Annotated in this window: 9 protein-coding genes; 6 read left to right on the top strand and 3 right to left on the bottom strand. The window is 65.3% G+C overall.

The features are described from left to right. Window positions 1-109: 109 nt before the first annotated feature. Window positions 110-928: an orotidine-5'-phosphate decarboxylase gene (pyrF, locus tag HH302_RS08215; protein WP_172201200.1), complete on the top strand. Its 819-nt coding sequence runs from the start codon at window positions 110-112 to the stop codon at window positions 926-928. Window positions 929-1,019: 91 nt separating this feature from the next. Here pyrF and HH302_RS08220 read toward each other — a convergent pair whose 3' ends face one another. Next, complete coding sequence (locus HH302_RS08220; protein ID WP_172201202.1) at window positions 1,020-4,217, bottom strand: efflux RND transporter permease subunit; 3,198 nt, start codon at window positions 4,215-4,217, stop codon at window positions 1,020-1,022. Between the two features lie 32 nt (window positions 4,218-4,249). Beyond that, entirely contained in the window at window positions 4,250-5,362 is a 1,113-nt protein-coding gene (locus tag HH302_RS08225) for an efflux RND transporter periplasmic adaptor subunit (RefSeq protein WP_206254965.1), read from the bottom strand. Between the two features lie 270 nt (window positions 5,363-5,632). Here HH302_RS08225 and HH302_RS08230 point away from each other — a divergent pair, with 270 nt between their 5' ends. Next, window positions 5,633-6,205 (top strand): hypothetical protein, encoded by a 573-nt coding sequence (locus HH302_RS08230; protein WP_172201204.1) that lies wholly within the window; start codon window positions 5,633-5,635, stop codon window positions 6,203-6,205. A gap of 52 nt (window positions 6,206-6,257) precedes the next feature. On the opposite strand, the gene lgt is transcribed toward HH302_RS08230, so the two are convergent. After that, entirely contained in the window at window positions 6,258-7,112 is an 855-nt protein-coding gene (gene lgt / locus HH302_RS08235; protein WP_172201206.1) for a prolipoprotein diacylglyceryl transferase, read from the bottom strand. Window positions 7,113-7,340: 228 nt separating this feature from the next. On the opposite strand from lgt, the gene ilvD reads away from it, so the two are divergent. From ilvD to HH302_RS08255, 4 genes are all read left to right on the top strand, one after another. Beyond that, on the top strand, window positions 7,341-9,203 hold the full coding sequence (ilvD, locus tag HH302_RS08240; protein WP_172201208.1) for a dihydroxy-acid dehydratase: 1,863 nt from the start codon (window positions 7,341-7,343) through the stop codon (window positions 9,201-9,203). Window positions 9,204-9,275: 72 nt separating this feature from the next. Beyond that, on the top strand, window positions 9,276-9,761 hold the full coding sequence (locus HH302_RS08245) for a YbaK/EbsC family protein (protein WP_172201210.1): 486 nt from the start codon (window positions 9,276-9,278) through the stop codon (window positions 9,759-9,761). 33 nt (window positions 9,762-9,794) lie between these two features. Next, entirely contained in the window at window positions 9,795-10,175 is a 381-nt protein-coding gene (locus tag HH302_RS08250; RefSeq protein ID WP_172201212.1) for a methylglyoxal synthase, read from the top strand. Window positions 10,176-10,300: 125 nt separating this feature from the next. Then, the gene (locus HH302_RS08255) at window positions 10,301-10,897 is read left to right on the top strand and encodes a GGDEF domain-containing protein (protein ID WP_172201214.1); all 597 of its coding nucleotides are present in this window, start codon (window positions 10,301-10,303) and stop codon (window positions 10,895-10,897) included. Window positions 10,898-11,693: the final 796 nt, after the last annotated feature.

Raw genomic sequence — 11,693 nt, forward strand, 5'->3', positions numbered from 1 at the left:
TTGTCGCGCGAAAAGCCCCCGAGGATGTTGACCGCTCGTACCCTTGGCTTTGCGCGGCGCGCCACGGCTCGCGGGTAGAATCCCGCGTCTGACTGCAAGGATCACGTTCATGGACTTTCGTTCCCGCCTCGACGCCGCCTGGCGCACCCAGAACTCGCTGCTCTGCGTTGGGCTCGACCCCGACCCCGCCAAATTTCCCGCCCATCTGAAGGGGCGCCCGGATGCGGTATTCGAGTTCTGCCGCGCCATCGTCGACGCCACCGCCGATCTCGCGTGCGCCTTCAAGCCGCAGATTGCCTACTTCGCCGGCGCGCGCGCCGAAGACCAGCTCGAAGCCCTGATCGCGCACATTCACGCCAAGCACCCGCAGGTGCCGGTGGTGCTGGACGCGAAGCGCGGCGACATCGGCGCCACCGCGCAGCAGTACGCCCGCGAAGCCTTCGAGCGCTACCAGGCCGACGCGCTGACGGTGAACCCCTACATGGGCTTCGACTCGGTCGAGCCCTACCTGGAATGGAAGGACCGCGGCCTGATCGTGCTGTGCCGCACCTCCAACCCGGGCGGGTCCGACCTGCAGTTCCTCGAAGTCGGCGCGGGTCGCAAGCTCTATCAGCATGTCGCCGAGCTCGTCGCCACCAAATGGAACCCGCACGGCCAAGCCGCGCTGGTGGTCGGCGCGACCTTCCCGCAGGAACTCGCGGATGTACGCAAGATCGTCGGCGACGTGCCGCTGCTGGTGCCGGGCATCGGCGCACAGGGCGGCGATGTCGAAGCCACCGTCAAGGCCGGCCGCACGGCCGCTGGCAGCGGCCTGATGATCTCGTCCTCGCGCGCGATTCTCTATGCTGGCAAGGGCGAGGACTTCGCCGATGCCGCGCGCGCCGTGGCGCTCGCCACCCGCGACGAAGTGAACCGCTACCGCGGCTAAGCGGCCAAGGCCGCGCCGGCGCGGCAGACCAAAAGCAAACGGGCCACAGCGTGCGATGCCGCTGTGGCCCGTGTTGTTTCCAGCGCGCGGATCAGGCGACGCCAGGGCTGCGACGCAGCGCCCGGAACAGCCACTTGAAGCCGCGCCAAAGCAGGCGCAAGCCCAACAACGCGGCGAAGGCTTCCGCGAGTGTGGTGACGAAGGCGAGGAAGGCATTGCCGCGCGCCTCGCGGCGCTGGAACTTGCGGATCGCCGAGTCGCGCTTGATCTCGATCGAATCGTAGAAGCTCGGAATCACCAGTAGCGTCAGCAGTGTCGAGGTGATGGTGCCGCCGATGATCGCCACCGCCATCGGGCTGTAGAACTCGCCGCCCTCGCCGACACCGATCGCGACCGGCAACATGCCTGCGATCAACGCAAAGGTGGTCATCAGGATCGGGCGCAAGCGCTTGCGGCCCGCGGTCATCAGCGCCTCTTCGCGATCCATGCCTTCGCTCTCGAGCTTGCGCGCGGCGTCCAGCAGCAGGATCGCGTTCTTCGCGACCAGCCCCATCAGCATGATCACGCCGATCAGGCTCATCAGGTTCATCGTGCCGCGCGTCAGCAGCAGCGCGAGCACCACACCGATCAGCGACAGCGGCAAGGACAGCATCACCGGCAGCGGCGCGGTGAAAGAGCCGAACTGGATCACCAGCACGAAGTACATCATGCCGATGCCAGACAGCAGCGCGATCAGCATGGCGCCGAACACTTCCTGCTGGTCCTTCGAGGCACCACCCAGTTCCAGCCCGTAGCCGGGCGGGAAGGCGATCGACTTGGCGAGCTTCATCGCGTCTTCGGTCACCTCGCCGGGCGAGCGACCTTGTGCGTTCGCCGACACGGTCACCATGCGCTTGCCATCGATATGCTGAATCTTCGACGGCCCCTTGCCGGTGGTGATGGTGGCGATCTGGTCAAGCGGCACCACGGCACCGCTGCCGGCCACAGCGATCGGCAGTCGCTCGATGTTGCCCGCGTCGACGCGGTCTTCCGGCGCCAGTCGCACCGCCACATCGCGCGTTTCACCGGCCGGGTCCACCCAGTCACCGACCTCGACGCCGGCAAAGGCCACCCGCAGTGCCTGTGCCGCATCGTTGGCCGAGATGCCCAGCGCGTTGGCGAGCCCGCGGTCAAGTTCGATCCGCAGTTCGTCCTGCGGGTCCTGTTCCGACAGGCCGACGTCGACCGCGCCCGGCACCTTGCGCAAGCGCGCCATGAAGTCGTTGGTAATCGCCTGCAGCGTGCGGGCGTCGGCACCATGGAAGCGGATCTGCACCGGCTTCTGCGCGCCGTTGTTCAGGTCGTCGAGCACCACATATTCGGCACCGACGAGCTGCTTGAGCTTGATCCGCAGGTCGCTCGCGATCTGCTGGGCCGAACGCTTGCGCTCGGAGCTCTTGCCGATGTCGAGGTAGATGCGACCGCCATCGGGGTTGATTTGGCTGTTGGTCGCCACCGTTTCGGGAATCGTGCGGGCCAGCGTTGCTGCGGCCTCCAGTTTGCGTCGCGCGTATTCAAGGCTGCTCGACGCGGGCGTGCGCACATCAACCGCGATCACCGGGTTATCCGACGCAGGCAGGAAGCTCGACCCACCGAACTTCACCTGCAGTCCGATCGCGGCGACGAAGCTCGCAGCCGCGAAGGCAAACATCCAAGCGCGGTGGTGCAATGCCCAGGCGACCAGACGGCCATAGCGTTCCGACTGGCGGTCGAACCAGACGTTGAAGTGCGCCAGCTTTTCGGCCAGCCCGCGTTTCGGCGCAAGGTGGTGCCCCGCCGGGTCGCCCCAGTAGGCGGACAGCATCGGGTCCAAGGTAAAGCTGATGAACAGGCTCACCAGCACCGAGGTCACGACGGTCAGGCCGAAGGGGCGGAACCATTCGCCCGACATGCCCTGCATGAAGGCCACCGGCACGAACACCGCAACGATCGAAAAGGTGGTTGCCGCCACCGCCGGGCCGATCTCCGCCGTGCCGCGCAGCGCCGCCGTCATGCGGTCCTCGCCGGCCTCCATGTGCCGCACGATGTTCTCTCGCACCACGATCGCATCGTCGATCAGCACCCCGATCGCGAGCGATAGCCCCAGCAGGCTCATGAAGTTGAGCGAGAAGCCGCATAGCCACACCGCGATGAAGGCCGCGATCACCGAGGTCGGCAGCGACAGCGCGGTGATCAGCGTCGAACGCCAGGAATTGAGGAAGGCGTACACCACCAGCACAGTGAGCCCCGCGCCAAAGATCAGCGCATGCACCACGTTGTTGAGGCTGTCCTGCGCTTCCTCGCCACCGTCGCGCGTAACGACCAGCGTGGTGCCCTTCGGCAGTTCCTTGCCGACCGTCTCGACCAGCTTGCGTACCTTGTCGGCAATCGTCACCGTCGACGAATCGCGCGAGCGGATCACCGACAAGCCCACGTTGGGCTGGCCATTGCGTACCGACAGGCTGTCGATGTCGTTGAAGCCGTCGCGCACCGTGGCGACCTGCCCCAGCCGCACGACTTGTTCGCCGCGCCGCTGCACGACGATCTGCTCGAACTCCGCCGGGCGCTCGATACGGCCGACGAGGCGGATGCTCTGGTCCTGCAACTCGCCGCGCACCTTGCCGACCGGCGCGGTGGCGTTCTGCGCACGCAGCGCCGCGACCACCTCGGCGACCGACACGTTGAACGCGCGCAGCTTTTCGGCATGCAGCAACACCGACAGTTCGCGCTTCAACGCGCCACGCACCTCGACCACCGACACGCCGGGAATCGCGCGGAAACGGTCGGCAAGCTGGTCCTCGGCGTAACGCGAGAGTTCGGCATGCGTCATCGTCGACGACGACAGCGCCAACTGCATGATCGGCTCCGCCGACGGATCGACGCGTTCAAGCACCGGTTCGCGCATTTCCACCGGCAGCTTGTAGCGCACCGAGGCAATCGCATTACGGACCTCGTCGGCCGCTTCGATCAGGTTCTTACTGAACTTGAAGATCAGCACGATCGTTGCGCTGCCCTCGGCTGCGGTCGAGCGCACTTCGTCGATGCCGGCGATGCTTTGCAACGCCTTTTCAACCCGGTTGATCACCTCGCGCTCGACCGAGTCGGGCGAGGCGCCAGGGTAGGCAATGCTGACCACCAGCACGGGCGGCTGCACATCCGGAATCTGGTTGACGCGCAGCTTGTTGAGCGCCAGCAGGCCGGCAAACATCAAGCCCAGGATGATCACCACCATCGCGATCGGACGGCGGATACTGAAATCGGACAGGAACATGGTGGTCGCGCTCTGAGTGGGTGTGGGGCGTCTTACTTCTGTGCCTTGGCCGCAGCACGCTCGACCGGCTGGCCGTCAACCAGGCCAGTGTTCGGCGCACGCAGCACCTCATCGCCGGCGGCAACGCCAGCGCGTACCACCCACAAACCGTTGCGGGCATCGCGGTCGCCCAAGGTCACCGCGACCTTGTGCAGTTTTCCGGCGGCCACACGCCAGGCATACACATGGTCGCCCTCACGCGTCAGCGATGCCTCCGGCAGCATCGCGACCGCCTCGCCGGAACTCACCACCTGCCCTTCCGCATACAGGCCGGCCACCCGCGGCACATCGCCTTCGACGGATACACGCACCGAAACCTGGCGCGTCACGTCGTCGGCGCTCGGCGCGATGTGCTGCACATGGCCCACAAAAGCGGCGCGGTTCGCGCCAGCAACGCGGAAATGCACAAGCTGGCCGGCCTTGAGCTCGGCCACGCGCTCCACCGACACCAGGCCTTCGAAGCGCATGCTGGCAGGGTCGATCACCTTCAACAGCTCCTTGCCAATCTGCGCGGTGTCGCCCGCAGAGACTTTGCGGTCGCTCACCACGCCGTCGAACGGGGCACGCACTTCGGTACGCTGCAGTTGCTGACGCGCCGCCACCACGCGGGCGCGTGCGGCAGCCAGATCGCTCTGCGCCTGGTTGCGGCGGGCTTCAGCGTCCTCCACCGATTGGGTCGAGCTCATGCCCTGCCCCTGCAGCGTGGTCAGGCGCTTGAACTGCCGCTCGGACTGGTCCAGCGAACGCTCTGCGGCACGCGCGGCTTCTTCGGCAGACGACAGGCTGTCGCGGATCGACGTGTCGTCCATGCGGACCAGCAGATCGCCCTTGCGCACCACGTCGCCGTTGTCGCGCAGCACCTGCAGCACCGTCGTTGACACCTCGGCGCGCAGGTCCGCGCGGCGCTCGGGCTGCAGCGAGCCCGTCAGTACCGGACCGCCGGCGTGCAGGGCACTGTCTACACGGGCGACATCCTCGGGCGCCAGCAACAATGGCTGCGAAGCTGCCTTCTTCGCGGCTTCGGCCGCGTCGTTCTTGTTCGGGCTGCAGGCGCTCAGCGTTGCGCCAAGCAGCGCAACAGCGATGAAGGCAACAAAACGCGACATGCGAAACACTCCGGGGCGGGACATCATTTCGGATTTCCGTGGCAATTCATGACCAAAAGTCCCGCGAGCTTACCGTCGCCCGTGCCACGTAGTATGGCAATTGCGACATAAAGATACATTGGCACACATAAGTGCTTCGGCTAGGCTCCAAAGAGGGTCGCGCAAAGCCCTGCGCAGTACGCCAAGGCGATCGCCTGACCCGCATCAACCCGACCCGGCAACGCCAGTGCAGCATTGGTTCTCCATGGCACAAGAACGAGGGATATCGACATGCAAGCACGACTGATGGGTGGCGCACTCGCACTGCTTCTGGCGCTCACGCCAATGTTCGCCTCGGCTGCCATGAGCGCGAAAGAGAAGGAAAAGGAACGCGCCACGATCCGCAAGGACGTCAAGGCAACGCTGAACAAGCTGTACCGCACACAGCCGTCAGCAAAGTCCTTGATCGCCGGCGCTGCGGGCTACGCCGTGATCAACAACTTCGGCATGAAGATCCTCGTCGCGGGCGGTGGATCGGGCAAGGGCATCGCCTACAACAAGGCGGGCAAGGAAGTGTTCCTGAAGATGGTGGAAGTGCAGGCGGGCCTGGGCATGGGGGTGAAGAAGTTCTCCCAGGTCTGGGTCTTCCGCGATGAAGCGAAGCTGAAGAAATTCATGTCCGGCAGCTTCGAGACCTCAGGCCAGGCCAATGCCACCGCGAAGTACAAGCAGAGCGGCGGCGCCTATGCCGGCGCCTTCGCAGTGGATGACGGCGTGTGGATCTATCAGTTGCAAGGCGACGGCCTGGCACTTGAGCTGACCGCGAAGGCCACGAAGTACTACCGCTACGACGAACTCAACTGAAGCACGCGTTCGCCCAGAACAGCAACGGGGGCCACGGCCCCCGTTCTTGTATTCAGCGCAGCGTGCCTTTGAGGCTCAGCGCCATGATCGCGGCGCCGATCAGGATCATCGGCAGCGACAACCATTGCCCCATCGAAAGCTGCCCGGCCAGCAGGCCGAGGAAATCGTCCGGTTGGCGGGCGAACTCCGCGATGAAGCGGAAGGTGCCGTAGCCGATCAGAAAGCTCGCTCCCATGAAACCGACCGGGCGAGCCTTGCGCGACACCAGCCACAGGATCACGAACAGACACACCCCTTCCAGCGCAAACTGGTAGAGCTGCGAGGCATGGCGCGGCAAACCGCCGTATTGCGCGAGCTGCGCCATCAGGGCCGGGTCGAGCAGCGCGGCGGCGCGGTCCTCATTCGCCGCTTGCGGGAACATCATTGCCCACCATGCGTCGGGCGAGGTGATGCGCCCCCACAGCTCACCGTTGATGAAATTGCCCATGCGGCCTGCGGCCAGGCCCAGCGGCACCAGCGGCGCGACGAAATCGCCCACCTGCAGAAAGCTGCGCCCGGTCTTGCGGCCGAAGAACCATAGTGCGACCAGCACGCCGAGGAAGCCCCCGTGGAAACTCATGCCCCCCTGCCAGACCGCCAGGATTTCCGCCGGGTGACCAAGGTAGTACGCCGGCTTGTAGAACAGCACATAGCCCAGGCGGCCGCCCAGCACCACACCCAGCACGCCCCAGAACAGCAGGTCGTCGAGATCCTTCTCGACCCAGCCCTTGATCGGGCCATGCTTGGCGCGCCACTTGCCCAGCGTCACGAAAAGCATGAAGGCGACCAGGTACATCAGACCGTACCAGCGCACGGCCAGCGGGCCGAGCGAGACAGCAATCGGGTCGAACTGCGGATGAACAAGCATTGATGGGCTTCCAGTTTCGCTAGAATTGATCTTTTAGGTCGGATGCGAGGCGGTGCAACCCACCTCTGGCTTCCGGGCGGTCCGGGTTGTCGCGCCGGGGCTCATCGGCCCCTTGCAGCGCAATCCGCCGCGCCGGCCCCGCGTTCCGGAAAAGCTGAATTGTATCGGTGCCGCTGTGACAAACAGCGTCGCCGGGCGCCGACGGCGCCATTTCCTGGAGTGAGCACCATGCCTGAGTACCGTTCCCGTACGTCCACCCACGGCCGCAACATGGCCGGCGCACGCGCCCTGTGGCGCGCCACTGGCATGAAGGATGGCGACTTCGGCAAGCCGATCATCGCGATCGCCAACAGCTTCACGCAGTTCGTGCCGGGCCATGTGCACCTGAAGGATCTGGGCCAGATGGTCGCGCGCGAAATCGAAGCGGCCGGCGGCATCGCCAAGGAATTCAACACCATCGCGGTGGACGACGGCATCGCCATGGGCCACGGCGGCATGTTGTACTCGCTGCCCAGCCGCGAGCTGATTGCCGACTCGGTCGAGTACATGGCCAACGCACACTGCGCCGATGCGCTGGTGTGCATCAGCAACTGCGACAAGATCACCCCAGGGATGCTGATGGCCGCACTGCGCCTGAACATCCCCACGGTGTTCGTCTCCGGCGGCCCGATGGAAGCCGGCAAGGTCACCGTGGCCGACCCGGCCGGGCAGAAGATCATCAAGCTCGACCTCGTCGATGCGATGGTGAAGGCTGCCGACAAGGCGGTCAGCGACGCGGAAGTCGACGAAGTCGAACGCTCGGCCTGCCCGACCTGCGGTTCGTGTTCCGGCATGTTCACCGCGAATTCGATGAACTGCCTCACCGAGGCGCTGGGCCTCTCGCTGCCGGGCAACGGCACCATCGTCGCCACGCATGCCGATCGCAAGCAACTCTTCCTGCGCGCCGGCCGGCTCGCGGTGGAGCTGTGCAAGCGCTACTACGAGCAGGACGACGCCTCCGTGCTGCCGCGCTCGATCGCGACCTTCGAGGCTTTCGAGAACGCCGTTGCGCTGGATGTTGCGATGGGCGGCTCGACCAACACCGTGCTGCACCTGCTGGCTGCCGCACACGAGGCGCAGGTCGACTTCAAGATGAAGGACATCGATCGCATCTCGCGCAAGGTGCCTTGCCTGTGCAAGGTCGCCCCGATGACCGACAAGTACCACATCGAAGATGTGCACCGCGCCGGTGGCGTGATGGGCATCCTCGGCGAACTCGCGCGCGGCGGCCTGCTGCACCGCGAATGCCACACGGTGCATAGCAAGACGCTGGGTGGCGCGCTGGACACCTGGGACGTGATGCACGCCCACAGCCAGGATGTCTTCAACTTCTACCTTGCGGCGCCGGGCGGCGTGCCGACCCAGGTCGCCTTCAGCCAGGACAAGCGTTTCCCGGAACTGGATCTGGACCGCACGGCCGGCTGCATCCGCGATGTTGAGCACGCCTACTCGAAGGACGGCGGCCTCGCGGTGCTGACCGGCAACATCGCAGAGAAGGGCTGCATCGTGAAGACCGCCGGCGTGGACGAATCGATCTGGCAATTCACCGGCAAGGCGATCGTGTTCGAAAGCCAGGAAGACGCCGTCGAAGGCATCCTCTCCGAGAAGGTGCAGGCCGGCCATGTCGTCGTGATCCGCTACGAAGGCCCCAAGGGCGGTCCGGGCATGCAGGAGATGCTCTATCCGACCAGCTACCTGAAGAGCCGCGGGCTCGGCAAGCAGTGCGCGCTGCTCACCGATGGCCGCTTCTCCGGCGGCACATCCGGCCTGTCAATCGGCCATGCCTCGCCGGAAGCCGCGATGGGCGGCGCAATCGGCCTCGTGCAGGACGGCGACATGATCGAGATCGACATCCCGAACCGCCGCATCCACCTGGCGGTGAGCGACGAAGAACTGGTGCGTCGCGAAGCAGCGATGGAAGCCCGTGGCGACAAGGCATGGAAGCCGGCCTCGCGCGTGCGCCCCGTCTCGCAGGCATTGCTCGCCTACGCCGCGATGACCACCAGCGCAGATACCGGCGCGGTGCGCGATCTCTCGCAACTCAAGCGCTAAGCACCCAGGGCCACGCCGGACGCGTGGCCCTTTTTGATTCCGGATCCGGCCGGACTCTTTTCCGCCGCAAAGATGAAACCCGCCAGCCACCCCACCGCCCTGCGCACCCAGCAAATGCTGCACGACACAGGGCTCGACGTAAGAGTCGTCGAGTTCGACCAGCCCACCCGCACCTCGGCCGAAGCCGCCGCCGCGATTGGTTGCAGCGTCGCCGAGATCGCCAAGTCCATCGTCTTTCGCGGCGCCGATAGCGGGCAGGCCATCGTCGTGGTCGCCAGCGGCGACAACCGCGTCAGCGAAGAAAAGGTCGCCGCGCTGGTCGGCGAAAAGCTCAAACGTGCCGACGCCGATTTCGTACGCAGCGCCACCGGCTATGCCATCGGCGGCGTCGCACCCTTGGGCCACGCGCAGCCGGTGCGCCTGCTGCTCGACACCGATCTGCAACGCTTCACCACGGTCTGGGCGGCTGCCGGCACGCCCTTCTCCGTCTTCCCCCTCGCCCCCGCTCAGCTCGCCACCCTCACCGGCGCAGCGTGGAGCGATGTTCGTGCCGGCTGACCGACCCACAAACAAGAAATGAGACAACGCGTAATGAAAACAGTCGCCCTGATTGCCCACGATGGCAAGAAAGACCAGATGGTCGCCTTCGCAAAGACCCACCGCGACCGCCTGGAACGCTGCAAGCTGATGGGCACCGGCACCACCAGCAAACGCATCCGTGAAGAAACCGGCCTGCCGGTACACGGCCTGCTCAGCGGCCCACTCGGCGGCGACCAGCAGATCGGCGCGATGGTCGCCGAAGGCCGCATCGACCTCGTCATCTTCCTGCGCGACCCGCTCACCGCACAGCCGCACGAACCCGACATCGCCGCGCTGATGCGGGTGTGTGATGTGCATGACGTACCGCTGGCGACTTGCCTCAACAGTGCGCATCTGCTGACGGTGGCGATTCTTCTGGAAGAAGGCGCCTGACCAAGGCGCGAGAGGGGTGGCTTGGCTGCCCCCGCTTTCCCCGATGTGTGGCTGCAAGGGTGCAACAATCGGCGGCAGCAGAAGGGATGTCTTTAATACACCCAGCCCGACCCAGAAGCACGCCGATGCGCCCAGAACCCTGCAATGCAGTCGAAGCCGAGCGAGACCTACTTACAGGTCTTCTGAATTGGCGAGGAGTCCATCGGGTGCTTGATCGGCTTACTGGTGAGGCCAGTGCGAGCGTGCCGAGCTCGCTGGTCTCCCTTGATCTGGATCGCCTTTATGCCGCAAACCAGCTTTTCGGCTACGACGTGATAGATGTTGCGCTCACGACGATTGCATCGCTGATCACCGCGCACCTGCCAACCTCCAGTTATGCAGCGCGCGTTGGCGGCGAAGAGTTCCTGATGATCCTGCCGAATCAGCCCCTCGAAGTTGCCTACTCCGCCGCCGAAGCCGTTCGTCAGGCAGTGCAGGATTTCAGCTTTACGCCTCCGGATTTGCGGTTGACGATTTCCGCCGGCGTTGCGTGCAGCCCAGCGCATTCGAACTGGACGGCAACGGAGTTGCTGAGTCTTGCCGACATGCGACTCTGCGTCAGCAAGAAGCGCCTTGTGCATTCAAGAAACACCGTCTGGGCCGGGAGACTGCCGCGCGGTTGGGCGGCCACGCGCGATGAGTTCCAAGACTGGCCGACATTCGACGATACCCCTGACTACTGAGCGGGCTGCTCGCGCTCAGAGTGATGAGCCTTGTAGCACGAGTCCCGTAGGTTGGGCTGAGTACAGCGAAGCCCAACGTTTCGGTTTGCGGTTGCCCGTGTCGCATTGCCACGGCTTGTCCGCTCAAGCCGGGTCCCGCCCCGGCGGGCGTCTTACTTTCTGGCTACAGCACCAGAAAGTAAGCAAAGAGTGCCGCCCGGCGTTCGCGGTCAGGCACTAAATGCCTGACTCCCCTGCGTTGCTCGCGCAACCGGGGGCCTGCGGAACTCGCCCTCGCTGCGCTCGGAGCTCAAACAGTCCTCGGCCTTCTTCCCGGTCGCGCTCCGCTACTCGGCGCTCTCGACGGGACCCAAAGTCAAAACCATCGGCGGCGCGACGCGTGTAAGTTGCTCGAAGCCTAAACGGAGCGGAATCCTGGGCGGGCGAGTTCGGATACTCAACTGCCCTTCCCGGATTCCGGCCTGCGGCCTGCATCCGGGCTACGAAAGCCCTGCCGCGGTCGCACGCCGACGCTTTTTCCTCCCCCTCTGAAACGCCGAGCAGCACAGAAGCATCGGGTTCCGACGCGCGCAGCGCGGCGGTGGCGAGCACTGTCCGAGCACCGAGCGCAGCGAGGGCGAGTTGCGCAGCCACACGATGCTTTGAGCAGCGCAGGGGACCGGGCGCGAAGCGCGCGGCGTTGAAGCGGGGCGACTTTCTTTGGGTACTTTCTTTGTTCGCACAAAGAAAGTACCCCGCCCGCCGGGGCGGGACCCGGCTTGAGCGGGAAAGCCGCCGCAAACCATCAGCGCAGATC

The organism is Niveibacterium sp. COAC-50 (assembly GCF_013184235.1).
In the GTDB taxonomy this organism is placed as follows: Bacteria; Pseudomonadota; Gammaproteobacteria; order Burkholderiales; family Rhodocyclaceae; genus Niveibacterium; species Niveibacterium microcysteis.